Source organism: Rhodospirillales bacterium (assembly GCA_020638175.1).
GTDB lineage: Bacteria > Pseudomonadota > Alphaproteobacteria > Micavibrionales > Micavibrionaceae > JACKJA01.
Window position 1 is genome coordinate 309,341 of record JACKJA010000002.1, and the last position, 25,900, is coordinate 335,240.

The following is a 25,900-nucleotide window of genomic DNA, read 5'->3' on the forward strand; positions in this document are numbered from 1 at the left end:
GATGGTTTTGGCTTCGAATCCTGGCTCTTGTCTGTCACCGGTTTTCCTACCCCGTTTGTCTAAATCCGGCTCACATAATAGCAGGATTAGACTCGCGCGGATAGTCCACACCGAGCGCCGCAAGTAATTCACCCTTCAGGGCCAGCAAGCGGTATACAGCAAAGATTTCCAGATATTCGGAATTGACCGTATTCGAACGGGATACAAACAATTCATTCTGGGCATCCAGAACATCCAGAAGCGTCCGGCGGTTCAGGTCAAACTGGTCTTTATACGCCTTAACCACTTCCGTATTCGCATCGGCCTGCGAAGCAAATTCACGGGCACGCTCACCGGCAGAGATCATTCGTGCCCAGGTCTGACGCACATCGTTTTCGATACCCCGCGCCGCCTTGGAACGCTCTTCCTTGGCTTGTGCTTCACGGCTGATATGTTCACGAACGCGGGCCGTATCACCACCACCGCGATACAGGTTCCAGTTCAGAACCACCAGAGCCGAAGCGCTGGTATCACGGCCTTCAACGCCATTGATATCCTCACCTTGACGGGCATTCAGCTGCAAATCAACCTGCGGATAGAATGTCGACTTGGTGCCTTCAAACTCAGCATGAGCAACCTGAATGTCTGCTTCAAAAATATCAATGGTGGGGCTTTGATGCAGCGCCATTTTAACTTCTTCATCAACACTGCCGGACAGGCCGTCAACCGGCACCATCGGCATAATCAGGTCTTTCGGCTGTTCGCCAACTTCACGGATATAAGAAGCCTCGGCAAAGCGCAGCGATTCACGAACACTGGCTTCCTGAGCCCGCGCCGAAGCCACACGGGCACGGGCTTGCTCGACATCCGCCTGCGTCGTACGGCCAGCGGAAGCGCTTTCATCAATCTGCTGCATCAGAGAAACGTGTTCCGCAACGTTATCACGTGCGATTTTCAACAATTCACGTTGACGCATTACTTCCAGATAAGCCTCAACAATCGCCAGACCAACCAGCTCGGATGCTTCCCGAACCCGGTTCGAGGCCGACAAAACGCGGGCTTGCTGACGCAGGTTTTCATACTTGGTTTCAAACCCGTCAAACAACAGCTGGGTCAAAGTCAGCCCGGCTTCATAGCGCCACATGTTTTCTTCGTCATTACCAACACCGGCGCGCGTTGCCGGGTCGTCACTGTGTTCGTAACCGGTATCGGCACGCAAATCAACAGAGGGCAGATACAAGGATTTAGCCTGGTTCAATTCTTCATCAGTCGCCCGGCGGTTATTTGCCACAACGCCGTATTCCGGGTTGAGCGCAAGCCCTACAGCCACAGCATCGCGAAGATTAATCTGCTGGTAATTCTCGGCGCCCTGCGCCAAAGCTGTCGCACTAACCGCCATCAAGGCCGCACAGGATGCGCTCAAAGCCAAATATTTAATCTTTTTTCCCAACATTGATTCTATCCTTTTTAAAATGTCCCTTCAGCCGACGAAACAGGTAATCTGCCTAGACTATATCCGCCTGACCTTCGATTATTACAAATCGCCTGTCTTGATCCCAATATAATACTGCCTTATGTCGGTTCAATTACTTAGCCCCTTTTTCGGTAATTATGCAAGCAAAAAACCCGACAAATTCACCTGACAAAACAGCCCTTCTGGAAAGGGCTGTTTTTAAATTTTGTTTATCGTTCGTTATTAAGCGACGTTGCTGCTGTTTTGCAAAGAAACCAGCTCTTCGGCGCTCAAACCAGTAACGCCCTCCAGGACAACTACGCCAACCGCGTTGCTGATATCACCCGTCCCGCTCACATCGATCGCAATCACGGTGTCCGTTCCGTTATCCGCAACATAGACAAAGTCGTTAATCGCATTGCTGACAGGGTCAAACTGCTCAAGAATCTGGGTAAAGTCCAGACGGTCGCCACCTTCGAGGTCAAAGTCGGCAATGGTGTCTATCCCTTTTGCCAGAGAGTCGAATCCGAACGTATCAGCCCCGGCCCCGCCATAGAGAACATCATCACCGGCCCCGCCAAACAACATATCATCGCCGCCTTGACCGTAAAGAACGTCATCACGGGAAGATCCGTAAATCGCATTCGCTGAATCATCACCGGAAATTTCTGTCGGCTCCAGACCGTTTGCCCCGTTATAGAATGAGAACCAGGCATCAACAATCTGCCCTTCACGGCCATCTTCATAAAGGAACGTCCCCTCATGGGAAATCCAGTTACCGTCCTGCCAATATGAAGTTTCGACGGCAGACAGGTTAATCGAAGAAATACCAACGCTGGACAGACCGGACATTTCAGTGTCCTGAGAAATCCCGTCCTGATTAGCATCCTGCCACACAATCAGATCACTCCAAACGGCATCGGTGTCATTGATTACACCATCGCCATTAATGTCATAAGAGGCCAGAACCGCAAAACCGTCTGTAACGGCCGTACCAAACAGCTCCGTATGATCGTTAATCACACCGTCGCCATTGATATCGATAGCCAGCAAGCCATCATCCGCGCCAACCCATCCTGTTTTGTCGGCCACGCCGTCATTATCCATATCGAACAGGACGCCTTCTGAAACGGAGACCAGTTCAACACCATCACCGTCCAGATCAAGAACCAGCGGCGAAGAAACGATCGTCACTTCCACGACTTTCGTGGTCGATGCCGTGTTATCGAAAGGATTACATTCCTGACCGGACAGGTTTGTTTCCGCACTGTGTGCCGTAACAACGAACTCATGAATACCTTGCGGGATAATGTAATCCGGGTTTTGCCACGCATAAGTCTTGCCATCAGGAACCGGGATAGACGGGAAGACAATCTGCAGACCTACCGCATCAGCGGCAGATATTTCCCAAACACCCGGCGCAATTTCCGTCCCGGCGCTAAAGGTTATGCCAAAATCAGAAAGAACAGCCGGAAGAATAACGGTGTAGTGAGTAATACTCTCTGAACCATCCGTATCCGTAACGGCACCTATAATGGTAAACGGCTGTGAAATTCCGCTACCCCAGTATTTGTAGTTCCAGGAGGTAATATCCTCACCATCAATCACATCCCAGCGTTCACCTGCTCCTGTATTATAAGAGCTGCTCGGCATAGAAACATCCAGTGTCGGAGCATCAGCCACAGCATCAACAAATATGCTAAAGCCGTCTTGTGACATAACCGTTGAATCCGTGTCCGGATCATAAACAGATGCCTTTACGCTCAGCCCCGTCAGATCAACATCGCTGTCGGCAGGCGGAGCCAGTACAAAACCGCCATCATACAACTTCTGTCCGGCAGGCAATGTGACTTTATATTCACCGGGGTTACCGGTCGCTGCCCAGCCTGCCCCGCTGAATCCCCATCCGGCGGCCACGCCGGTCAAAAGAAGCGTCAGGATTTCGTTGCCGTTACCGCCCGTAACCTGAGCGTCAACATTGACAAAAATAGAACCGTCTTCTTTGACACACAGGTCATAGCCACAATTATTGACCACGACACAGACATCAACCGGCGGCGGGCATTCGCCATCCAACGTCAAGTTCGCAACGCTGCTATCACCGTCACCATCCGTCAATGTGTATTCAAACACATCAATCGGGCATTCGTGGCTCTCGGTAGCGTACGTTACATCAAAGATAATGTCCTCATAATCCTGGTCACCCAGATTAGGAAGATCTTCAAAGCCGATCCGCAGGACTTCGCTATCGGAAGCATCCGCCAGACCCGAAACAACCCGTACGGAATCGTCTGTATTCAGGTTATTCGTGCTGCCACGTTCCGTCGTGTGGTAAACAGCGCCTTGTAAAACCGTATCGGCCAACGTTGTGTTGTTGGTGTAGATCAGAGCCACATCAGCGCCGTCATCGGCAATATTCGCCGCACGTTCTTCCGCCGTACCGTACTTGTACACGAACTGCAACGTCCCGTTATTCAGGTCAATACCGGAATAACTGCTGTTTTCGGTATAGCCGTTAGCAATAATGAAAAAGGCTATTTCCTGATTAGCATCCGCAGAAAAACTATATTCCGTGCCAGGAGCAGGATTATTACCATTTCTAATAATGATTTCTGCTGTCTGCAACGTCCCGTCATCGGCCACCGTATACATACCAAACGTATTGTTAAACCCGGCCCCTTCAGAAACAAACGTGATCGTCCCTGTGCTGGGTCCATCCGTTTTCAGATCGTCGGTATAAATACCCAAATTGTTAAGCGCATCCCCGGAAATAGCAACGCCCCCACTCAAAAGCGGGAATTCCAGCGTCTCATTAAATTCATGATCGACGCTCACACCACCCGTGCCACCAAACAGGGTATAGTTATATGTCCCGTTGGAGAAAATTTCGAGCTGGCCGTAATTGCCGTCAATCGTTGTCGAACCGCCATCCGGAACATTCACGGTTGTCGTGCCAAAACGCACTTGCGTTACCGTATTGTCCAGATCGTTACTCAGATCATCGGCTGCGCCCGGACCACCATTCAGACCGGTAATGACATTGCCATTTGTTCCACCATTGATGACCTGATAGTCGTTCACATCATGATGCGCCGTCAAACCGTCATCCAGAACATTAATAGTAATCACACTGTTCGTGGCATCGCCTTCGTTGTCCGTCGCGGTCAAGCCGAATTGCAGCATAATACTGTCATTAGGATCAGTCTTATCCGGATGGTCCAGCGTACCCAGCAGGGTAAACTGGTAATTACCATTCGGCTGCAGGGCCATCGTAAAGATCGTCTCAGCCCCGGCTTTACCTGTGTAGGTATTGCCCACCAGCGTCACAAGCACCGGAATGCCGCCGGACATCAGTGTCACACCACTAAAGAATCCGCCATTGGCCGCCACACTGCCCGTATCCGCGCCGTAATTAACGCTGACACTGTCATTAACAACAATCGGACCAAGATTGGTTTCATCAACCGTTTTTTCTTCCGGCGCAATTTCCGGTGCGTCATCTTCCTTGATGCACAGGCGGATCACATCGAAAGCACTGGCTTCGTTGTCGGTAAAGTCAACTTCATTGTCAGAAACCGGTGCTTCCGTTGCAACCGATTCAACATCCAGCGTGTAATTACCCGTAACGCCGTCCGGCACGTTAATGCCCAGTCCCGGCAAGTCCGCTGTGCTCAACTCCCAAACACCCGGCGCTACTTCCGTACCGGCTGTTAACGTCGTGCCGGCAGGCACCCCGCTGATCCGCACAACTGAAATCGTTTCAGAACCATCGGTATCCGTTACGCTCGTAGAAATATTCAGCGCAATCGTCGTACCTTCTTCGCCATTGGCGTTCGAAGCGTTCAAATTCGGCGTATCCGCCACAGCATCGACAATAATGTCAAAACCATCGGTCGCCGAAGCACTCGTGTCCGTTGCTGGTTCGTAAGCCGTCGCAGTCGCTACCAGACCATTCAGGTCGATATCGCTATCCGCTGGCGGCGTAAAGGTCATAACCGTGCTCAGGCTTTCCCCGGCTGGCAATACAACCGTCCACGTACCCGTTCCGGCATTATACGTCCCAACCGGTGCACTAAAGCCCCAGCCCGGACCAATGCCCGTAACCGTCACGGTCAGGATTTCGTTCCCCGACCCTTCGGACGACAACGTCGCAACGATCGGCACGTTAACGCTGCCATCTTCCTTGACAATCACATCACCGATATTCGTGAACGGATTACCGGCAACCGGCAACCATGTCACGGCAATATCCGTGCTGGCCGTCGCAATATTGTCCGTCAAATCCGGTTCAACATCGCTTGTGTTGGTTTCTTCGGCAATCGCCGTTACCGTCAGGTTCACCGTACCGACGAAATCAGTCGGAGATGTAATCTGCAGGCTGGCTATATCGCCGGGCGCAACATTCCACGTACCATCCAGATTATCGGTGCCCACATTCAGGCTGAAACCAGCCGGAACACCGGAAATAATAAAGCCGGTAATGCTTTCAGAACCGTCCGTATCTGTTACGGATGCACTGGCCTCAATATCCAGAGCCGTATTCACGTGCCCGACAATACCATTGGCATCAACATCCGGCGTATCGGCAACCGCATCGACAATAATGTCGAACGGAATTGCATCAACAGAAGACGTCGTACCACTCGCCGGTTCATAGACGCTGGCACTGGCTTGCAGACCCGTCAAATCAACATCACTGTCCGGGAAAGGCCCCATCGTCAACTGACCGCTGTAATCCTGACCGGCCGGTGCCGTGTAGGTCCATGTTCCGGTACCCGCATCGTAAGACCCTTCATTAAACTGGAGACTCCACGTTGGATCAATGCCGGTCACTGTTACGGTCAAAACTTCGTTACCCGTACCACCCGGCGCCAGATTAGCAATAACGGGGAAGGTAATCGTGCTGTCTTCATCAACAATCTGATCGCCGACAGAAAGGATCGGATCATGCGATACCGGCAACCATTGCACCTTGATATCAACATCGTTTGTCGCGACGTTATCCGTGAAGTCAGGTTCCAGATCGGACAGGGTTGTTTCTTCGGCAATCGCCGTTACCGTCAAATTCAGGGAGCCGACGAAATCAGTCGGCGCCGTGATTTGCAAAGCGGCAATGTCAGCCGGATCAACACTCCACGTGCCATCCAGATTATCGGTGCCCACATTCAGGCTGAAACCAGCCGGAACACCGGAAATAATAAAGCCGGCAATGCTTTCAGAGCCGTCCGTATCGGTTACGGATGCGCTGGCCTCAATGTCCAGAGCCGTATTGACCAGACCAACAATACCGCTGGCATCAACGTCCGGCGTATCGGCAACCGCATCAACCAGAATATCAAACGGATCAGATGTAACTGTCGCCGTCGTAGCGCTGGCCGGTTCGTATACGGACATCACCGCAACCAGACCCGTCATATCGACGTCACTGTCCGGGAAAGGCCCCATCGTCAACTGACCGCTGTAATCCTGACCGGCCGGTGCCGTGTAAGACCACGTTTGCGTCGCCGGGTTGTAAGATCCTTCGGTGAATTGCAACGTCCAGCTCGGATCAATTCCGGTAATGCTGACCGTCAGCACTTCATTGCCGCTGCCGCCCGGTGCCAGCTTGGCCTCAACCGGCAAGGTAATCAAGCTGTCTTCATCGACAACCAGACCGTTAACGTCGATTGTCGGCGGGTTGGCAACCGGATTCCATGTCAGGGTGAAGCTATCCGTATCCTGATTGTCGTTATCAGAATAATCGACTTCACCGTCACTCACCGGGTTTTCGGTCGTAAAGATCGTAGCAACCAGATTAATGCTGCCCGTGAAATCGGCGGGCGGTGTAATTTGCAGGCCAGCCAGTTCCGCAGGCGTAAACGTCCACACGCCGCCACCGGCATCCGTACCGGCATTAAAGCTAAAGCCCGCCGGAACACCGGAAATCTGATAACCGGTAATCGTTTCGGACCCATCGGTATCACTGCCCAGAGAACCACTGACATTCACAGCCAGAACGTCACCTTCGTTACCGGTATTATCCAAACCGTCAACATCCGGCTTATCGGCCACAGCATCAACAATCACGTCAATGGCTTCGCTTGTCTGTGCCGTATCGCCGCCAACCGTTTCCGTTGACTTGGCCGTAATAACCAGCCCTGTCAGATCGACATCGCTTTCCGCCGGCGGCGCTAGCGTAAACCCGCCAACATAATCATCACCGGCAGGCATCGTAATCGTCCATGTCCCCGGTGTAGGCTCGGTCCAGCCCGCACCCGTAAAGGTCCAGCCCGCAGGCACACCCTTCACCGTCACGGTCAGATATTCCGAACCATCCGTATCGGTCAGATACGCTTCAAGTGGCACGAAAACAGAGCCATCTTCTTTAACTTGTGCATTATCAACCAGCAAATCCGGCGCATCGGCGCGCGGCAAAGAGGGTGCTTGCTCTTCGATTGCAAACAATTCATCGCGGAATTCCGGCAAACCAAACTGCAACTCCGTCGGACCAATCGGACCGATCGCATCCGGAGAGTCCAAAGGCGCCGAATCAACACTGCTCTGGAAACCAAAACCCCCACGGCCAGCCGCGCCGCCAGCTTCACCGGCAGCAGGTTCAACTTCAGCCAACTGTTGTGCCAAAGCCGCAAGATCATCTTCCTGACCTTGCTGGGAACGAATTTCGGCTTGCGCAACCTGCTCTTCCGCCTCGTCCTTGGCCATTTCATCGCTCATCGCCGATGCAAGCTTCAGAACATCAGAAAACTCGCGCAAAGATATAATATTGTCGCCATAAGACATTTCCGGCGGATTTTCAGAAGCCATGGCTTCCTGGAAATTCTGAAGGATCAACTTGCCGCCGTTATCAAAAGAAATAATCAGCGCCCCGTCTTCTTCAACAGCCTGCGCTCCATTTTCAGGATCTGTATTAAATTCGTATTGGCGGCCCGGCTCCAGCCTGTAAACCAGGCTCTGGCCATTTTCCGGCATAACAAACTCAACAGGAGCCAAATCGCCTGCCAGTCTCTCGTATAAGTCTTTTGCCTTATAGACCGTGTCGTCTGCTAGAATAATTTCAGCATTTTCATTCGCCAGATCATGGAAATTAGTAATCTTGATAGAACCGCCATCCTTGAAAGTCAGGACCAGCATCTCGCCATCAAGGCTCATACCCTCGATTTGTGCGCTACTAACGGAAAGCTGGGTAATATCCCCCCCGACAATGTCGACACTCTTGCTGGCATCGGCATAAACCTGCGTTTCGGTAATTTTACCGTTTTCATCCCTAAAACATACATCGTCAGCCACGCCTTCATTGCCTGATGCATCAATATTCGCCTTGCTCTCCGTCGCCATGTCTTTCTCCTTAAATACACACTGCCGTCGCTATGACAGACCCCGCATGCCGATATATTCAAAATGGAATGGGCCTTTTTACACGTTTTAGCCATCCCCTGTCAAATAAATTATGTTAAAGAACTCTGCCCTTTTATCTTATCGACTCTCTATACCGTTCCCTGATTCATCGCCCCGTTAAACATTCAAAAAGCATTTAGGGTACGTACTATTCAATACAACAAAGGTATAAAAACCCTTAACCGCGGCAGACCCCGTCAAACATAGAGCCACCTACCTGATTTTATGATGTAGCATAAGATATATGTTGAGGATGTATCCCCCTCAATCCCCGTCCACAGTTTTTTGCGATAAAAAAGACCGTTACCCATAACATTGCACACCTCATAACCACTGACTCCGCTCAAAAAACGAATCGGTGATTCGGCGATTCGCCTGCCGCAGACACTTAAATTAGACAGAATCATACAATCACACCGCAATAATCTTGCAAAAGGAAACGGGGGATAAGCTGTGCATAAATCTTGGGATTTTTGGAATTTATATTTGAGAATCAAAGAGAAAATTTTGTAATTTAATTTTAACAAGCCATCACTTGTTAAAATATTTCTTCAAAAAAATTGAAAAAAGACTCGACTCGTACCGTCAAACCGAGTCACCCTGAACTTGTCCTCGGGAAACAACGTTTCTTTGAACGGAAACAACCTTCCCGGTCGTCTTCTCAGAAGACTTCCGCGTCGGGCTTTCAGGGGAAAGGGTGTCTGGATGGCACCCGGGTCCACCGGACCAAAAGGTTCTATGATACGGAAGACGCAAACTGGTATTAACCGCTTTATGTTCTGACGTTTCGTACATCCTTCCGGTGGCGCTTAAGGGGTCCGCTGCGCGGCATCTGTCCACTGTCATAAACTCCCGTGGTTGCGCACGTTAAAACGTGAATGATGATAGTGGATTGCAGAGCTTAGCGATAAAGCGTTCCCTAAAAAGCCGTCCTTTTATCATGAAAAAGAACGGCGCGTGGATGAACCACCACGATAATCTTACGGACAGGAGGTTGTCCGTAGCTGTGTCGGGAAAGCAGAGCAAAACGCGATTGCCCCTTTCCTGAACAGCGGGTCAAAGCGTTGACCCTTGCAGACTTTACGCCATGTCTTCGAACATGGGCAGCGAATGCTTGGCATTCGGTGAGTAAAGAGCGCTGCAAGAGCATGCTTCTCAAACCGAAACCCCGGCACCGCTCCGGTTTTTTGCAAAGGTTGCATTTACGTGCAAATAATGTAAAAAGACTGGTTGGTTGTCGGGGTTTCTTTTGTTTTTCAAAAAACCCGCCCTACAGAAATTTGGGCTATCGTCCAAATGGAAGAACATGTAAGATGGTTTCCGTACTATTTTGTTCGGTTAAAGACAAATAGGCGGTTGTTTTTTTTAGGAAGATAAATGGCTTTCGATTTTAAAAAGCTGAGCGTTCTGGTTGTTGAAGATACAGCCCCTATGCGTAAGCTCATCATGTCCGTTCTGGAGACACTTGGGGTTGGCCTTGTGTACTCGGCAGAAAACGGAGAGGATGGTTTTGCCGCTTTTTGTAAATACAATCCCGATATCGTTATTGCTGATTGGCACATGGAGCCTATCAACGGGATCGAGCTGGCGCAGGAAATCCGGACAAGCGTTATGTCCTCAAACCGTATGGTGCCGATTATCCTGATTACCGGTTACAGTGCTCTGTCACGGGTCGCTCAGGCCCGGGATGCCGGCGTAACCGAATTTCTGGTAAAACCTTTTTCCGCGAATGATCTGGCCAAACGCATCGCCTATGTCATCAACAAACCGCGCGACTTTATCGACAGCCATGACTATTTTGGACCTGATCGCCGCCGGCGCATACAACCCGATTACAAGGGACCCTTCCGACGAGACGAAGATCAAGCCAACGGATAAACAAACAAATCGGTCACAGCCTCGTATTCTCAGGGAGATTTTTAGATATCATGAGCGATAACTCCGAAAAAAAACTCACTCACATCATTCGGTCAAACCGCCTGTTACAGGCAAAGGTAGGCAACGGCCCTCTTGACGAGAAAAAGATCGCAAAAAGCCAGGAAGTCATTGATAACTTCGAAATTGATTTTGCACCCTTGGCCACTGAACATCTGGATGAACTGGAACATCTTGTCGTCAAGGCACTGAAAGCCGGATCAGCGCCGAAAGAACTGGCAGAAGACATTACCCAGACCATTATGCAGCTCAAAGCCAATGCCGGCATGTTTGGCTACGGACTAATGGGAAATCTGACAACCATCATGTTGAACTTCCTTGAAAATATCGACGAAATGGACGAAGACGTCGTTGATATTGTTGATGCTCATCAGCAAACATTACGGGCTATCGTCAGCAACAGAATGGCTGGTGATGGCGGCGAACATGGCCGGGAACTGCAAAAAGAGCTGAAAGATGCCTGTCGCCGCTACTTTGATAAAGTCTCTGCTGCAGAATAGCGCTTTTTCAACGCCCCCTTTTCTGTTAGGGATATATTTATGAGCGTTTTCGATATTCTAATTAAATACTACCCTGCATTTTTAAACGGCCTAGCCGTTAGTCTGCAATTATCAGCCATCATCTGGAGTGTCGGCATTATCTGTGGCAGCGCTTTGGGCCTTGCGGGAACGCGTTTTAAACGCAGTGTCGGCATACCATCCCGGATGTTTTCGTTTCTTCTGTCCGGCATCCCGATTCTTGTTTTTCTGTTCTGGTTGCATTATCCGGCCCAGGCCGTATTTGAAGTCGTGATCGACCCGTTTTTCACCGCGGCCTTAACGCTCTCAATCGTTAATATCTTCGGGGTGGCCGACATCGTACGCGGCGCTTTGGCCGATTTCCCGCAGCAATATCTGACGGCGGCCAAGGTAACAGGCCTGACCCGGCGGCAAACCATCTTTAAAATCCAGCTTCCCCTGATCCTGCGCCAGATATTGCCCGGATTGTTGATGCTACAGGTCGTTATGCTGCACACGACACTTTTCGCCTCCCTGATCTCGGTTGAGGAAATATTCCGTGTTGCACAGCGCATCAATGCCCAGATTTACCGCCCGGTTGAAATCTACACGGCCCTCGGCCTGTTTTTTCTGGCTGTCAGCCTGCCGATCAACGGCTTTGCCTTATGGCTGCGCGCCCGGTTTACCCGTGACATGTCGGAACAATAGGAAGCTGAACAATGATCTCCGGCCGTAATATTCACAAAAGCTTTGGAAACAATGTTGTCCTTAAAAACGTCGACCTTGATATAGCGCCGGGGGAAATTACCTGCCTGATCGGCCCGTCAGGAACCGGGAAAACAACGCTGCTGCGCGCCCTCGCGCTTCTTGATTACCCCACAACGGGAAAAATTACCGTTGATGATAAACACTACGATTTTCCCCTGACCAACGGCGCAGAAGTCACGCCCCCCTGGCCACACTTGACGGTTGTCTTTCAGTCTCTGTTTTTGTGGCCGCATTTGACCTTGCGGGAAAACATCATGCTGCCGGCACGCAACCATAATCCGGATAAAGCGGCGCAGGATCTGGAAGGGCTGGTGAAGCTGTTCGATATGGAGCACTTTATCGACAACTACCCTAATCAGGCCTCAACGGGCCAACGCCAGCGCATTGCACTGGCCCGCGCCCTGATTCTCAATCCGCGCTACATCTTGCTGGACGAGATCACATCCGCGCTGGATGTCGAGCAAACCGGGAAAATCCTGACCAAGCTGGAACATCTGAAGGAACGGGGCATCGGCGTTTTCCTGATTACCCACGCCATCGAATTCGCCCGCCGCGCTGCCGATAAAATCGTCTTCATGGACGGCGGCGCCATCGCGGAGCAAGGCCCGCCGTCGATCCTTGGTAAACCAGAAAGCGCCCGCCTGAAAGAATTCGTCTCCCTGATCGAGGCGGCGCGCTAAACCCGTATCAAATTTCCACAAATATATTTCAAATTTTCTTTTATTTTTAATAAGTTACGCATCAATTTCGAAACGAAAGTGTTTGCCATAATTATACTTTTGGGTATAGACTGGAATTATAAACCGATAAAAAACGCAGCTATCCTTTTGCGCACAAAGCAAGCAAAAGAGACCAAAAAATAAAAACGGGTGGGATAATAAATGTTTAATTTGACCAACAGTCGAAAGGCTCGTCGCGGACTCATTCGCACGCCTTTCCTCTTTTCAGCAACACTTTTCCTTCTGACATGTAGCACCATCGGCAGCCCTGCCGAAGCGATGCAGGCAATCACGCCGGATTCCCCGTCTGCGGCGGGAACAACCATGTCAATGAACGACCAAGTTCTCCCTCCTCCGATCCAGGCGGATCCTTGTCTTCCCTTGCTCAACATCCGCTATGACCACTACAGCGACGACCTGGATCGGAACCGGCGCGCGGCCGGCTCAACGGCAGAAAACTTTGGGATTGTCGTAGGAATCCGCTTCTCTCTGAGCTCCGACACCTTGTCAAAAAGACAAGGCCGCCGGAATAAGCCCAAAGTAGGGATCTGGATGAAAGACGGCAACACAACGGGAAGATCGGCCGCTTCACTGGCCTATTCCAGTTGTCAGGAAAACCGGGCGTTTGACGCTCTGTCCGACTGGCGCTGGCACCGTTAAGATTTCCAAAGCTGACAGCCAACCAATCTAAATCTTGTGCCCTGACTCTCTAAGATTGCCCTGTAAAAGAACCCTCTTTTACAGGGCTCTTTTTATCAAAACGGCAGGGTTCCACGAAACGCATCATACCATGCCGGGGTCGCAACCTCAGGCATAATCCGGGATATTTCCAAGATAACAACATAGACAATCAATATCCCAGCATAACCTATCCACCCGCTATGGCCGGCCTTAGGCGTTAAACGTCTGGCTTTATCAGGAGGCATCAACCGCGAAAACACCTGATAATACGCCCGCCGCGCCGCGATCTTGATAGACAGCGTCGTCAGAATACCGCCGGCAACCAGCAAAATAAAATCAAGGGCCGCCAAAACGGTTTCATCCGTTATCTGAGAGGCCATAACAGGCCGCACAGGACCGAGAAAATATAATCCATATAATCCGGTAACAGCCAGCACCCCGACCGCCAGCCCTGTCAATCGCGGCCCGCGGGTAATATTTTTCAAAGCCCGGTCCGCACTAACCACCATCTCCTTAATTAAATTGTCGGACAACCCCACAGGATAGTGCTTTTTAACCGCAGACAGCGCTTTTCCCGGTGGCAAACGGGATGCCGCCAAAACGATATCGCGCAAAGCCCGGTAGCGGACGGCCTTTTTAATCACCTGACCTGAATGGCCGGAAGACGGCGTAATCCGGCGTAATTCCGACGCCCCTCCGGCAATCAACTTATCAAGAAAATCCGGGACTTGATGTAAAGCCGGCAGTAAACCAAAAACAATCCCCGGCACCGGCCTGTTTTTCAGATGAAAAACCGCTTCTGCCCACGGCAAATCAACGCCGTAAACTATCGTAAAACCGGAATCGGCGCTGCTGTCTTCGCTCACATCTCCCAGAAGTTTGACCATCGCCTGTTTTTGAGTAACCAACGCCGGTCCCTGTTCAAGAACGATCTGCCGCGCTGCCGGGGGTAACGCCTCCTCCGGGATTTCAAACCGGGATTTCACCTTAACCATCAACGTTGTGATCAGGCTGCTCCAACCGTTCCCGTTACAGGTTTTGCAGTCCACATCCCCCGTCCCCCGGCAATGCGTACATTGAATCGTGCCGCGCTGGTTGCAATTCTGACAGGGAATCCGGCCGCGCTGATGACAACGGGTACAAGGCTGCCGCCCGCCGGGACCGTTAATGAATTTCATTCCCTGACATTGCGGGCATTGTGAATCCCGGCTGCCCTGACAACGCGGACAGGTTATCTGCCGTTGCCCGTGACAAGCGTTGCAACGCATCTTCCCGGATCCCTTGCACGATCCGCATTGCTCATGCACCACATAGCTTCGATTGTACTTCTGCAGGGAAAGAATCAAACCATCGTTGGCAAACCCCAGATCACCACGTTCCTGAAGCAGTTTCGTGACAATGCCACGCAGTTCCTTATCCTGTCCCAGCGCCTCGACATCCTGCTGCAAACGGTTTTGCATGTCGCTACGCGAAGCAAGCACAGTGCCATTTTGCCGCCCCGAAAGGCGTTTTTCACTGGTCTGGGGATCGATCTTGAAATGATGGAAGGCCGGAAATTGCAGGACAGCCCCTTCAAAAGAATCCAGCGTCACACTACTTGGCTTAAGGCCGTTCCCCTTCACAAGGGAACGTATCTGCTCCAGAGCCTTCTCCCGTATCTCCGGGGGAAAGGGCAAGGAATCCGTCTGTTCCTGATTATCTTCGCTCACCGGGGTGTCCTTATAGCGCGGGGTCTTTCAAGACACCATACTAACGGCGGTGACGCTCCCGAAGCAAGTCTGCTACATCATTCAAAGACAGCCCGGCATTTTCCAGCAAAACCAGCGTATGGTAAATCAGGTCGGCGCTTTCATTCAAAATCTTGTCCCGGTCGCCGCTCATATGGGCCAACGCCACTTCCACACCTTCTTCTCCAACTTTTTGTGAAATGCGCTCTTTACCCGCTTCAAACAAAGATGTCGTATAGCTGCCTTCCGGCATATCAGCATGGCGCTGCTTTATGAGCGCGCCCAGTTCGGCCAAAAAAGCCAGCGAAGGTGCCTCATCCCCCCAGCAGGTTTTTGTGCCCGTATGACAGGTAGGACCATTGGGAACTGCCGTTACCAAAAGCGTATCGTTGTCGCAATCGGCCGTGATATTTTTCAAATGCAGATAATTTCCGGATGTCTCTCCTTTAGTCCAGAGCCGGTTTTTACTGCGTGAAAAAAACGTCACTTGTTTGCTCTCAAGCGTCTGCTCCAGCGCCGCCCGGTCCATATAGCCCAGCATCAAAACCGTACCTGTGCCCGCCTCCTGCACAATCGTCGGGATCAATCCATTGCCCTTATCAAAATCGAGGCTCTCAATATCAATCATATTCGCACCTGTACGCCTTCCTGTTCCAAATATCTTTTCAATTCCGGGATCGGAATATCGCCGCTATGGAATACAGAAGCGGCCAGCGCGCCGTCCACACCGGCTTGTTTAAACACATCGGCAAAATGGTGCATTTCCCCCGCCCCGCCCGAGGCAATCAGGGGAACACTAACCGCGTTCCGCACCGCCTTTAGCTGCCGAATATCATAGCCCTGCCGAACGCCATCTTGATTCATGCAATTCAAAACGATCTCGCCGGCGCCGCGCCGCTGTACGTCCTTGGCCCAGCTAACCGTATCATGTTTGGCCTTCACCGTTTTGGTTTCATCGCCGGTATATTGATAAACACGCATAGAGCCATCTTCCTCAACCCGGCTGTCAATCCCAACCACCACGCACTGCACCCCGAACGTTTCCGCCAGCTCGGTAATAAACTCAGGCCGCTCCAGTGCCGGGGAATTCACCGATATTTTATCCGCCCCGTTATTCAGGATAATCCGGGCGTCTTCCATCGTGCGGATCCCGCCCGCCACACAAAACGGAATATCCAATATCCGCGCTACTTTTTCGACCCAGTCCTTGCCGACCGTCCGTTGATCGCTGCTGGCCGTGATGTCATAAAACACCAGCTCATCCGCGCCCTCATCCCGGTAGCGTGCCGCCAGATCCAGAATATCCCCCATCACGCGGTGATTGCGAAACTGCACACCCTTGACCACCACGCCGTCTTTTACATCCAGACAGGGAATAATCCGTCGCATTAACATACGCCCAGCGCCTCCCCGACCGTAAACACTCCTTCGTAAAGCGCCTTTCCGACAATCGCCCCGGCGGCCCCGGCAGCTTTAGCAGCCCGCAGGTCATCCAGCGAATTAACGCCGCCCGAAGCCTGTATCTCCAGAAAATTAAAATCCAGTTTCATAACCCGGTACAGCTCTGTATTACAGCCCTGCATCGTGCCGTCACGGGCAATATCCGTGCACAAAACATTTTTCAGCCCGTAAGCGGCGTAATTTTCCAGCACATCTTTCAGTTTCCACGGCGACGTTTCTTGCCAGCCCGCCGCCGCAATGTGCCAGACATCGTCTTGCTCTACGACATCCATCGCCAGTGTGATTGAATCCGCCCCGTACGTCTGCAGCAACTCTTCGGTTTTCAAAGGGTCCTTAACCATCAGCGATCCTATCACCACCCGCCCGGCTCCGGCATCAAGCAAAGCTCTAACCTCGGCTTCGCTGCGAATGCCGCCGCCGGTTTGCACCTTTAAATCCGTTGCCGCTATAATTTTTTCAATCAGGTCAATCTGCCGGTTTTCCGGGTTTTCAGCACCTGACAAATCGACCAGATGCAGCCATTCCGCGCCCTGATCTTTGTAGCTTTGCGCTACCGCGACGGGGTCGTCGCCATACGTCGTGACCTGTGCAAAATCACCCTTGTAAAGGCGAACGCATTGGCCATCGAGTAAATCAATCGCGGGATAAAGGATCATCAATCACATCTCCAGAAAGTTCTTTAAAATCTGTTGCCCGGCCGCGCCGGAACGCTCCGGATGAAACTGGCACCCCATAAAATTATCTTGTGTGACACTGGCGGAAAACATCTCGCTGCCATGAACGCAAGAGGTCAGCGTATAATCGCCCACCGGCGCATAATAGCTATGAACGAAATAGAAGGCACTGTCATCGGGTATATCACGAAACAAAATATGGTCGGATTTTTCGACACGTACACCATTCCATCCCATATGGGGTATAGTTTTTTCAGCTTCCGGTTTAAAATGCCGTACGTTTCCGGAAAAAATATCCAGCATCGTGGCATCACCCTCCTCGGAATGGGTAAACAGTAACTGCATCCCTAGGCAAATCCCCAGCGCCGGCTGGGTCAGGACTTTAATACAGTCAACCAGTTCCCGCGCCTGCAATTTGCTCATCGCGTCTTTTGCCGCGCCCACACCCGGCAAGATCACGTGTGACGCGCGTGCGATCACATCCGGATCGGCACTCAAAACGCCCTCAACACCCAGCCGTTCCAGTGCAAAAACAACTGATGCAATATTCGCACCGCCACTATCAATCAAAACAATCATAAACTACCCGGGTATTAAGGAATTAACAGGGCGCCGGCTGACAGACGATCCAAAAGGCATCGGTTGAAGAGCAAACACAGCAGCAATTTTACCAACATCCTGCCGTGCATCGTCAAGGGCCGTTTCCAGCGCGGCAAAAGCCCGGTGAACAGGGCCCGGATCCTTTATAGCGCTTATCATCGCACAGGCAAAATCAATCTGGCTGGTATAGGGTTTAACCTCAAGGCAATACCCTTTGTCATCCGCGCCTCTCTGGAAAAAGCCGGCTTTTCCAAGAACATCAACGAAATTTGTATCAACCCGGTCCGCCGTTTTCAAACGCTTGGCCAGCTCCGCGGCTCCGGTGCGTAAAAACACCCGGTGATCGCGCCTCATATCATCAAATTTATCAACGATATCAGGGCATTGTGACCATAACGTCGCACGGCGAATCATTTCCATTGCCAGCGCTTCACTCGGCATGGCCGCCGCCGCAAATCGCTGTTTTTGTAACCCCGCCATAAATCGTTCCGAAGAAATTGCAACGGGCTGGCTGGGAACAGCAATTTCAGGAAGTACACTTACACCATCACTCTGCCGTCTAAAGACAGCGACATTTGTTGATACACCCATTTCTATTATCTCCTTGGTTTATTTATCGGGACACCCTCTTCCTTTGTTCAAAAGGGATCCCTTCTTTTATTTTAATTGAGAATGATTATCAATCACAAAATACCCTTCGTGCTCGGAAGCTCCTCACCTTCCTTACGAATAGCCTGCCGAAGCGCCCGGCCAAAAGCTTTAAAGCAACCTTCGACCATATGGTGCGTATTTTCACCGGTCACACTCATGTGCAAACTGGCCTGCATATTTTCGGCCAGAGACCGAAACACGTGGGCCACCATATCCGTCGGCAAATCCCCAACCCTGCTTTCAGGAAAACGTCCCTCGAATGTCAGGTAATATCGGCCGCTTAAATCCAGGGCCGCGCTCGCCAGCGCTTCATCCATCGGCAACGTGAAACCATAGCGCCCGATCCCGGCCTTATCGCCCAATGCCTCTTTAAGCGCCTGCCCCAGGGTAATCGCACAATCCTCAACCGTGTGATGCGGATCAATCTCCAGATCGCCGTCACATTCCAGTTGCAACGAAAACCCGCCATGCCGCGCAATTTGCTCCAGCATATGGTCGTAAAAACCAATGCCGGTGGAAATGCTTACCGGCCCCGGCTCATCCAGATTAACACGGACAGCAATCGCCGTTTCTTTCGTTTTGCGTGTAATGACCGCGATTCTCTTCCCGCTTTTCAGCGCCCGCTCACCGCCCTTTAAAACGGTCAGCAGCGCACTCATCTCTTCCCGCGTTCCGATACCGACACGTACACAGTTTTCCAAACCGGGCTGATAAGATTGATCGCGGATAATAATTCCGGCCTTTCGGCAGCGCGCCGTCAGCGCCGGCGCATCCGTGCATGCAATCATCACAAAATTGGCATCCGTGGGAAAAACACGGATGATGCCCGGAACATCCTGAAGTTCGCTTATAAACCGGTCGCGGGTCTCAAGGGTTTCACGACGTTTCGCAGCCATCCGAGTTTTATTTTTATCGCTCAAAAGGGTTGTGACCGCCTCGACGACCGGCTGCGGGATCGGGTATACACCCAAGATTTTGCGAACCAGATCAATAATATCGGTCGAAGCAATCGCACAGCCACACCGCACGCCAGCAGCGGCATAAGCCTTGGATAACGTCCGTAGGATCACCAGATTCGGAAACGCTTCAAGCGCCTGAATCATACTGTGCTCTTCACCGGCAAACTCCATGTACGTCTCGTCAACCACGACCAGCGCCTTGCCATCAAGAGCCTTACACAGCGCCTCTATGTCATCCCGCTTCATCAGATTTCCGGTCGGATTATTGGGAGAACACCCAAAAATTATTTTTGTATCATCATCAATAGCTTGACCTACCCCCTTAACATCAAGCTGAAAATCGTCTGTCAGGGCCACCGCCCGGCTTTCGCACCCCTGCACCCGCACCGCCTGCGCGTACATGGCAAAGGTCGGCGGACAAATAACGATGTTATCCTGCCCCGGCACACAAAAGGCCCGCACCAGCAAATCAATCGCCTCATCCGCCCCGCGCGTCGCCAGAATATTCCGCGTTGATACATCATAAAGCCGGGCCAGCGCCTCCATCAGAGGAACAGGCTGCTGATCCGGGTAGCGATTATAGTCTTTAGCACCGATAAAAGGCGCACAAGGCAGCTCGTTGGCATCCAGAAAAATCGTATTCCCATCCCCGCCCTGAAAAAGGGTCCGCGCAGACTGATACGCTTTCAGCGCCGCTATTTCCGGCCGGGCACGGTTAAGAATTGATGATTTATCCATAATTGGCCTCCCGCCGTATCCTGACGGCACGGGCATGCGCATCCAGCCCCTCTATCTCTGCCAGACGTTCTATTGTATCACCCAGAGATTCCAGACCGTCACGGGTCAGCTCCTGCACACTCATCGTTCTCTGGAACGCCTCAACACTTAGACCGCTATAGGCACGGGCATAACCATAAGTCGGCAGTGCGTGGTTCGGCCCACTGGCATAATCACCCGCCGATTCGCAAGACCACGGCCCGACAAAGACCGAACCCGCCGTTTGCACCCGGTCCACATATTGCCCGCCATCCTCAAAGCCCAGAATCAAATGCTCCGGCGCATAACGATTGGCAATTTCCAACGCCTGATCCATATCGACCGCCACGATCGCCCGTGAATTTTCGAGCGCGGCACTCGCCACCTCTTTTCGCGGAAGCAAAGCAAGCTGGCGCTCGACTTCCTCTTTAATCGCCTGCGCCTTTTCCTCCGAAAAAGTAATCAGGATAACCTGAGATACCCGGTCATGCTCAGCCTGAGAAAGCAAATCCGCCGCGGCAAACCTGTCGTTTGTCGCGCGATTAGCGATAATCATGACTTCCGACGGGCCTGCCGGCATATCCAGCGCCGCCCCAGCGGAATCCCTTGAAACAAACTGTTTTGCTGCTGTGACATAGGCATTGCCGGGCCCAAAAATCTTATCAGCCTTCGGCACAGTGTCTGTTCCATAAGCCATCGCAGCAATCGCTTGTGCGCCACCAACCCGGTATATTTTACTGATCCCGCAAAGCTGCGCTGCCACCAGAATATGCGGATTAATAACCCCCGCCGCATTACACGGCGTACACATAAAGACATCCGTACACCCGGCAAGCTGCGCCGGAACCCCCACCATCAGGGTTGTCGACACCAGCGGCGCCGAACCCCCCGGAATATAAAGTCCCACCCGCGGAATAGGGCGTACAACCCTCTGACATGTGACACCCGGCTGCGTTTCAATTTCATAGGATCGCGCCCCCTGCTGCTCATGATAAGCCCGGATATTGTTATATGCGATACGTAGGGCGGATCGCGTATTTTTATCAAGACCTGCTGCTGCAGCCTGCATTTCTTCGTCAGTGACGGCTAACGCCGCCGCCGTCAGCGACGCTCCGTCGAAACGCCGGGTATATTCGAGCACCGCCGCATCCCCGCGGGCCTGCACATCCCTGACAATCGTCGCCACAGCATCGTCCACACCACCACCAGCGCCCAAATCCGGGCGCCGCAAGCAAGCCGCGCGCTCGTCTTCCGACAAATTATTCCAGATTACCGTTTTCATCACGCCCCCCCCCCCTAATCGAGCATTTTTTCTATAGGCAGCACCAAAATGGCCGAAGCGCCTTTGTTTTTCAGCTCTTCCATCGTGTTCCAAAACACCGCTTCCTCACAAACGGCATGGACCACGACCTTGTCATCACAGCCCTGCAACGGCAAAATCGTAGGGGATTCCGCGCCCGGTAGCGCCTTTGTAATCTCCACCAGTCGCTCCTTCGGCGCGTGAAGCATAATATATTTGCTGTCCCGCGCCCGCAGCGTTCCCCGCATCCGCTTCAGCAAGCGGTCTAAAAGCACCTGCCGCTCCCCGGTAAGGCTATCATTGCGAATCAAAACCGACTGGCTGCGCATAATCTCTTCACATTCGCGCAATCCGTTTGCGGTAAGCGTTGTTCCGGTAGACACCAGATCACAGATCACGTCGGCAATCTTCATCCGCGGCGCAATTTCAACGGCCCCCTCCATCGAAACCATTTTGGCTTCGATCCCCTGCTTCTTCAAAAAGGCCTTCAATATGCCCTTGTACGATGTGGCGATTATCTTTCCCGTTAGCGATGCCGGACCGTCATAAGCAAAATCATGCGGCGCGGCGATGCAAAGACGGCATTTCCCAAAGCCCAGCTCTTCCGCCACCTCTATATTGGCCAGCTCCCCTGCCGTATCCAGCGCCAGCTCTTCCTCCAGCACATTTTGGCCCACCACGCCAAGCTGACAGACATTCATGCTGACAAATTCAGGAATATCGTCGTCACGCACAAACATGACATCCAGTGGAAAGTTCTGCGCCCGGCAAAAAAGCTGATCCTTGCTGCGCACCAGATGAATCCCGCATTTTTCCAGCAAATCCAATGTCTTATCTGTAAGCCGTCCGGATTTTTGAATCGCGATCTTCAAGCGGATTTCATCGTTACTCATCTTTAATTTGCTCCAGCATTTTCTGATAGCCGCCATAGCCATCTTTTAAAAATCGGGCCACACGGCTAACCGTTGTCGTGCTGGCCCCCGTCCGGGCGCTGATCTCGCGGTAGGATAGCTCTCCCGCCGCCAGCAACCGGGCAATCTCCCAGCGTTCGGCTAGTGCCGTCATTTCCTGGGGTGTACACAAATCAGACAGGAAAGCCCGTGCCTCTGCCGCATCGTTAAGACGCACCAAAGCTTCACACAAGGCTTTTTCCTGCTGACTGCGATCCTGCACAACTCACCTCATTCGGTTTTTGTATTACTGTATTAACACGATGGCACACATGCGAGTCAAGATTTTTTTCATTATTTCCAAGCCGGGAAGCTGTTATAGTCATCGGGAACAACGATTTAATGCCCGAGGAGTCACCCATGAAATTCACTGTCGATATTGACTGTACGCCCGAAGAAGCCCGCCAGTTCATTGGCCTGCCAAACATTGCTCCGCTGCAGGATAAAATGATGAAGGAGCTGGAAGAACGCATGAGTGAAAACATCCGCTCGCTCGACCCCGAAACCTTTATGAAAACGTGGATGCCTGCCACAGTGCAGGGCTGGGGCGATATGCAAAAAGTGTTCTGGTCACAAATGGGTATGCCCGCAACCGGCACAGATAAAAAATAACCCGCACTATGCTGACCTTTTTCACAAAACTGGCTGACCTTGTCACATATCAGCTTTTCAGGCTTTCTCCGGAAACGCCGGAGGCCGAAGTCCTTCATTTCTTTATCGAAGATACGGCAAAGATATTTTTCCTTCTGGTCACGCTGGTTTTTATTGTTGGTTTTTTTCGCTCGTGGCTGGCCCCGGATAAAGTCCGGCAATGGCTGGAAAAATGCCCGCGCCTTGTTGCCTATGGGCTGGCGGTTATTCTGGGGGCATTAACGCCGTTTTGCTCCTGTTCGTCCATTCCTGTTTTTATCGCGTTCCTGAGCGCCAGAATCCCCTTGGGCATCACGATGGCGTTCCTGATCGCCTCGCCGATGATCAACGAAGTCGCCGCGCTTATGTTCGGGGAAATCATTGGCTGGCACTTCACGTTGGCATACATCGCCACCGGCATGATCACCGGGATTATCGGCGGCCTGCTGATTGACAGCCTAAAGCTTGAAAAATGGGTGGAGCCGCTGGGAGCGACAAACCCGCTTCCCGGCAAGAAAGATGGGGAAACGGGGCTGTCCCTGCGGGAACGGCTGCAATACGCAAAAAAGGAAACCGCCGACATCGTAGGGCGGGTATGGCATTACATCATTATCGGCGTGGGCGTGGGGGCCATAATTCATGGCTATGTGCCCCAGAACTGGTTTATCGAGCATGCCGGAACGGATAATTTCTGGGCCGTCCCGTTGGCTGTCGTTATGGCGATTCCGCTTTACGCCAGTGTTACCGGCACCGTCCCCATCGCGGAAGCTTTAATCGATAAGGGACTCCCCGTCGGCACAACACTAGCCTTTATCATGAGCACCGTTGCCATCTCCCTGCCCGAGTTGATGATTTTACGCCGCGTTCTCAAACCGCAGATGCTGGCGTTCTTCGTTGTTTATTTGGTGATTGCCTTTATACTCACGGGCTACGGCTTTAACTTTATGTTCAGGACAGCGCCATGACAGATACCATTTACGCCTTGGCCAGCGCGCCCGGACGGGCAGGCGTCGCCGTTGTACGTGTCTCGGGGCACGGCGCGTACACCAGCCTGCAAGCTCTCAGTAACAAAGAACCGCCGCCGCCACGCAGCAGCGCTTTGCGCACCTTGATTAACAATAATAACGGCGAAACCATTGATCACGCTCTCATTTTAGCCTTCAAAGGCCCGGCGAGCTTTACCGGCGAGGATGTTGTTGAATACCACCTGCACGGCAGCCGCGCCGTCATCAATGCGCTGCTGGCGGCTCTGGCCGGGCAGCCAGGTCATCGCCTTGCACAACCGGGCGAATTTACCCGCCGGGGCTTTGAAAACGGTAAAATGGACCTGACCGCCGCCGAAGCCGTGGCCGACCTGATTGATGCCGAAACCGAGGAACAAAAAGCCCAAGCCATGGCCCAGATGGAAGGCAGCCTGTCACGGCTGTACGAGGGCTGGGCGGCAGACCTGACCCACGCGCTCGCCTATATGGAGGCTGATCTCGATTTTGCCGACGAAGATTTGCCGGATGGCATAGCGGCGCAGGTATTCCCGATTTTGGACAAACTAAATCAGCAGATCACCGCCCACCTTGATGATAACCACCGCGGTGAACGACTGCGCGATGGCATACAAATCGCTGTCATTGGCGAACCAAACGCCGGAAAGTCGAGCATTGTCAATGCCTTGGCACGAAGAGATGTTGCGATTGTTTCACCGGAAGCCGGCACCACCCGCGATATTATCGAAGTCCACCTGAACCTGAACGGCTATCCGGTTATTCTTGCAGATACGGCGGGCCTGCGCCCGGATCAGATCGGGGAAGAGGGCCAGGAAGGCATCGAATCCGAAGGCATCCGCCGCGCTATCCGCCGCGCCCGCGAAGCCGATATCAAATTGCTGGTCTTCAACGGCGCGCGTCTGCCCGATCTCGACATGTACACGCTGGAAATGGCCGACAAAGACGCCTTGATCGCCATTAACAAAATGGATCTATATAACGGCACCATCCCGACCATTAACGGCCAGAAACCTGTCTCGCTGTCGATCAAGCAGGGGGAGGGCGTTGAAACGCTCCTGAAAATCATGACCGAGCGAATCGAAGCCATGATGGGCCATCACAACAACGCCGCGCCGGCATTGACCCGTGTCCGCCACCGGGAAGCGCTGGAAGAATGCCGCGCCGCCCTGATCCGCGCGCTATCGCAAAGCATGCCGGAGCTGATCGCCGAAGATACCCGCCTTGCCATCCGCGCCCTTGGCCGTATTACCGGCCGGGTCGATGTGGAAGATTTGTTGGATGTGATCTTTCAGGATTTTTGTATTGGGAAGTAACGCTTCTTAGGCTATCGACAAGCTGAGAGAAAATAACGGACACATGGGACGGCGTCCCGAGAATATCGATATTGTTCACATGCTTATTCTCAATAACCGGGCGCAGAATTTCCATGCACGCCCGTGATAAATTATTTCTCAGGTTTTCATCCGATTCCGGTGTCATTTCCAAAGCGACAATACCGCCAATAACCGTTCTCAAATCTTTTTCATTCATGCCTCTGGGAAAGGCAGCAAGCCGAAAAGCATAAAATATCCGGTCATTATAAATTTTCTCAATGACATCCGGCCATAAGTCAAAATCATACCCCTGTGCCACCCACACAGATTGAGCCTGCCTATCCAGAGAATCCGCAGCGGTCTTATTCTTAAAAATAGATAGTACGTTTTCCAAGGTACCCCCTCTGCCCGAAAATTATTTGACATATTTATGAACATTTTTCTGGTCTTT

Annotated in this window: 21 protein-coding genes; 8 read left to right on the plus strand and 13 right to left on the minus strand. The window is 52.1% G+C overall.

All coding sequences use genetic code 11. The features are described from left to right. Nucleotides 1-70: 70 nt before the first annotated feature. Together H6868_01495 and H6868_01500 are read right to left on the minus strand one after the other, a co-directional pair. Nucleotides 71-1,432: a TolC family outer membrane protein gene (locus H6868_01495; GenBank protein MCB9987989.1), complete on the minus strand. Its 1,362-nt coding sequence runs from the start codon at nucleotides 1,430-1,432 to the stop codon at nucleotides 71-73. A 243-nt stretch (nucleotides 1,433-1,675) separates the two neighbouring features. Then, nucleotides 1,676-8,767, minus strand: coding sequence for a type I secretion C-terminal target domain-containing protein (locus H6868_01500; GenBank protein ID MCB9987990.1), 7,092 nt, complete (start codon nucleotides 8,765-8,767; stop codon nucleotides 1,676-1,678). Between the two features lie 1,437 nt (nucleotides 8,768-10,204). On the opposite strand from H6868_01500, the gene H6868_01505 reads away from it, so the two are divergent. The 5 genes from H6868_01505 (at nucleotide 10,205) to H6868_01525 (ending at nucleotide 13,406) form a co-directional block, all read left to right on the plus strand. Beyond that, on the plus strand, nucleotides 10,205-10,705 hold the full coding sequence (locus H6868_01505) for a response regulator (protein MCB9987991.1): 501 nt from the start codon (nucleotides 10,205-10,207) through the stop codon (nucleotides 10,703-10,705). Nucleotides 10,706-10,755: 50 nt separating this feature from the next. Continuing rightward, a complete protein-coding gene (locus H6868_01510; GenBank protein MCB9987992.1) occupies nucleotides 10,756-11,262 on the plus strand; it encodes a hypothetical protein in 507 nt (168 codons plus the stop codon). Between the two features lie 39 nt (nucleotides 11,263-11,301). Further along, nucleotides 11,302-11,967, plus strand: a complete 666-nt coding sequence (locus H6868_01515; GenBank protein ID MCB9987993.1) for an ABC transporter permease subunit — start codon at nucleotides 11,302-11,304, stop codon at nucleotides 11,965-11,967. An 11-nt stretch (nucleotides 11,968-11,978) separates the two neighbouring features. After that, the gene (locus H6868_01520; protein MCB9987994.1) at nucleotides 11,979-12,707 is read left to right on the plus strand and encodes an amino acid ABC transporter ATP-binding protein; all 729 of its coding nucleotides are present in this window, start codon (nucleotides 11,979-11,981) and stop codon (nucleotides 12,705-12,707) included. A 369-nt stretch (nucleotides 12,708-13,076) separates the two neighbouring features. Beyond that, nucleotides 13,077-13,406 carry a hypothetical protein gene (locus H6868_01525; GenBank protein ID MCB9987995.1) on the plus strand — a complete coding sequence of 110 codons (330 nt, stop codon included), beginning with the start codon at nucleotides 13,077-13,079 and terminating at the stop codon, nucleotides 13,404-13,406. Between the two features lie 95 nt (nucleotides 13,407-13,501). Here H6868_01525 and H6868_01530 read toward each other — a convergent pair whose 3' ends face one another. The 10 genes from H6868_01530 to H6868_01575 form a co-directional block, all read right to left on the minus strand. After that, nucleotides 13,502-15,136: a hypothetical protein gene (locus tag H6868_01530; protein ID MCB9987996.1), complete on the minus strand. Its 1,635-nt coding sequence runs from the start codon at nucleotides 15,134-15,136 to the stop codon at nucleotides 13,502-13,504. Nucleotides 15,137-15,176: 40 nt separating this feature from the next. After that, nucleotides 15,177-15,782, minus strand: a complete 606-nt coding sequence (locus H6868_01535) for a bifunctional phosphoribosyl-AMP cyclohydrolase/phosphoribosyl-ATP diphosphatase HisIE (protein ID MCB9987997.1) — start codon at nucleotides 15,780-15,782, stop codon at nucleotides 15,177-15,179. After that, nucleotides 15,779-16,549 carry an imidazole glycerol phosphate synthase subunit HisF gene (hisF, locus tag H6868_01540; GenBank protein ID MCB9987998.1) on the minus strand — a complete coding sequence of 257 codons (771 nt, stop codon included), beginning with the start codon at nucleotides 16,547-16,549 and terminating at the stop codon, nucleotides 15,779-15,781. The genes H6868_01535 and hisF overlap by 4 nt, the downstream gene beginning before the upstream one ends. After that, nucleotides 16,543-17,271 carry a 1-(5-phosphoribosyl)-5-[(5-phosphoribosylamino)methylideneamino]imidazole-4-carboxamide isomerase gene (gene hisA / locus H6868_01545; GenBank protein ID MCB9987999.1) on the minus strand — a complete coding sequence of 243 codons (729 nt, stop codon included), beginning with the start codon at nucleotides 17,269-17,271 and terminating at the stop codon, nucleotides 16,543-16,545. The genes hisF and hisA overlap by 7 nt, the downstream gene beginning before the upstream one ends. Before the next feature lie 3 nt (nucleotides 17,272-17,274). After that, on the minus strand, nucleotides 17,275-17,868 hold the full coding sequence (hisH, locus tag H6868_01550; protein ID MCB9988000.1) for an imidazole glycerol phosphate synthase subunit HisH: 594 nt from the start codon (nucleotides 17,866-17,868) through the stop codon (nucleotides 17,275-17,277). Between the two features lie 3 nt (nucleotides 17,869-17,871). After that, complete coding sequence (locus H6868_01555; GenBank protein ID MCB9988001.1) at nucleotides 17,872-18,480, minus strand: hypothetical protein; 609 nt, start codon at nucleotides 18,478-18,480, stop codon at nucleotides 17,872-17,874. Nucleotides 18,481-18,572: 92 nt separating this feature from the next. Then, on the minus strand, nucleotides 18,573-20,237 hold the full coding sequence (hisC, locus tag H6868_01560) for a histidinol-phosphate transaminase (GenBank protein MCB9988002.1): 1,665 nt from the start codon (nucleotides 20,235-20,237) through the stop codon (nucleotides 18,573-18,575). Then, nucleotides 20,230-21,537, minus strand: coding sequence for a histidinol dehydrogenase (hisD, locus tag H6868_01565; GenBank protein MCB9988003.1), 1,308 nt, complete (start codon nucleotides 21,535-21,537; stop codon nucleotides 20,230-20,232). The genes hisC and hisD overlap by 8 nt, the downstream gene beginning before the upstream one ends. 14 nt (nucleotides 21,538-21,551) lie before the next feature. Further along, complete coding sequence (locus tag H6868_01570) at nucleotides 21,552-22,448, minus strand: ATP phosphoribosyltransferase (GenBank protein MCB9988004.1); 897 nt, start codon at nucleotides 22,446-22,448, stop codon at nucleotides 21,552-21,554. Beyond that, nucleotides 22,441-22,728: a helix-turn-helix domain-containing protein gene (locus H6868_01575; protein ID MCB9988005.1), complete on the minus strand. Its 288-nt coding sequence runs from the start codon at nucleotides 22,726-22,728 to the stop codon at nucleotides 22,441-22,443. The genes H6868_01570 and H6868_01575 overlap by 8 nt, the downstream gene beginning before the upstream one ends. Before the next feature lie 137 nt (nucleotides 22,729-22,865). On the opposite strand from H6868_01575, the gene H6868_01580 reads away from it, so the two are divergent. The 3 genes from H6868_01580 to mnmE are packed head-to-tail and all read left to right on the plus strand — an operon-like array spanning nucleotide 22,866 to nucleotide 25,449. Then, the gene (locus tag H6868_01580; protein MCB9988006.1) at nucleotides 22,866-23,117 is read left to right on the plus strand and encodes a hypothetical protein; all 252 of its coding nucleotides are present in this window, start codon (nucleotides 22,866-22,868) and stop codon (nucleotides 23,115-23,117) included. An 8-nt stretch (nucleotides 23,118-23,125) separates the two neighbouring features. Further along, nucleotides 23,126-24,100 carry a permease gene (locus H6868_01585; GenBank protein ID MCB9988007.1) on the plus strand — a complete coding sequence of 325 codons (975 nt, stop codon included), beginning with the start codon at nucleotides 23,126-23,128 and terminating at the stop codon, nucleotides 24,098-24,100. After that, a complete protein-coding gene (gene mnmE / locus H6868_01590; GenBank protein MCB9988008.1) occupies nucleotides 24,097-25,449 on the plus strand; it encodes a tRNA uridine-5-carboxymethylaminomethyl(34) synthesis GTPase MnmE in 1,353 nt (450 codons plus the stop codon). Before H6868_01585 ends, mnmE begins: the two co-directional genes overlap by 4 nt. Here the strand turns inward: mnmE and H6868_01595 are convergent. After that, nucleotides 25,382-25,843 (minus strand): hypothetical protein, encoded by a 462-nt coding sequence (locus tag H6868_01595; protein MCB9988009.1) that lies wholly within the window; start codon nucleotides 25,841-25,843, stop codon nucleotides 25,382-25,384. The two genes, mnmE and H6868_01595, sit on opposite strands and share 68 nt — an antisense overlap. Nucleotides 25,844-25,900: the final 57 nt, after the last annotated feature.

Bases quoted from the DNA above. Each gene is read 5' to 3' on its own strand.
- H6868_01500 (MCB9987990.1), bottom strand. From the start codon at position 8,767: ATGGCGACGGAGAGCAAGGCGAATATTGATGCATCAGGCAATGAAGGC.
- hisH (MCB9988000.1), bottom strand. From the start codon at position 17,868: ATGATTGTTTTGATTGATAGTGGCGGTGCGAATATTGCATCAGTTGTT.
- H6868_01515 (MCB9987993.1), top strand. From the start codon at position 11,302: ATGAGCGTTTTCGATATTCTAATTAAATACTACCCTGCATTTTTAAAC.
- H6868_01555 (MCB9988001.1), bottom strand. From the start codon at position 18,480: ATGGGTGTATCAACAAATGTCGCTGTCTTTAGACGGCAGAGTGATGGT.
- hisA (MCB9987999.1), bottom strand. From the start codon at position 17,271: ATGATCCTTTATCCCGCGATTGATTTACTCGATGGCCAATGCGTTCGC.
- hisD (MCB9988003.1), bottom strand. From the start codon at position 21,537: ATGAAAACGGTAATCTGGAATAATTTGTCGGAAGACGAGCGCGCGGCT.
- H6868_01535 (MCB9987997.1), bottom strand. From the start codon at position 15,782: ATGATTGATATTGAGAGCCTCGATTTTGATAAGGGCAATGGATTGATC.
- H6868_01510 (MCB9987992.1), top strand. From the start codon at position 10,756: ATGAGCGATAACTCCGAAAAAAAACTCACTCACATCATTCGGTCAAAC.
- H6868_01505 (MCB9987991.1), top strand. From the start codon at position 10,205: ATGGCTTTCGATTTTAAAAAGCTGAGCGTTCTGGTTGTTGAAGATACA.
- H6868_01580 (MCB9988006.1), top strand. From the start codon at position 22,866: ATGAAATTCACTGTCGATATTGACTGTACGCCCGAAGAAGCCCGCCAG.
- H6868_01495 (MCB9987989.1), bottom strand. From the start codon at position 1,432: ATGTTGGGAAAAAAGATTAAATATTTGGCTTTGAGCGCATCCTGTGCG.
- H6868_01520 (MCB9987994.1), top strand. From the start codon at position 11,979: ATGATCTCCGGCCGTAATATTCACAAAAGCTTTGGAAACAATGTTGTC.
- hisC (MCB9988002.1), bottom strand. From the start codon at position 20,237: ATGGATAAATCATCAATTCTTAACCGTGCCCGGCCGGAAATAGCGGCG.
- H6868_01570 (MCB9988004.1), bottom strand. From the start codon at position 22,448: ATGAGTAACGATGAAATCCGCTTGAAGATCGCGATTCAAAAATCCGGA.
- mnmE (MCB9988008.1), top strand. From the start codon at position 24,097: ATGACAGATACCATTTACGCCTTGGCCAGCGCGCCCGGACGGGCAGGC.
- H6868_01585 (MCB9988007.1), top strand. From the start codon at position 23,126: ATGCTGACCTTTTTCACAAAACTGGCTGACCTTGTCACATATCAGCTT.
- H6868_01525 (MCB9987995.1), top strand. From the start codon at position 13,077: ATGAACGACCAAGTTCTCCCTCCTCCGATCCAGGCGGATCCTTGTCTT.
- hisF (MCB9987998.1), bottom strand. From the start codon at position 16,549: ATGTTAATGCGACGGATTATTCCCTGTCTGGATGTAAAAGACGGCGTG.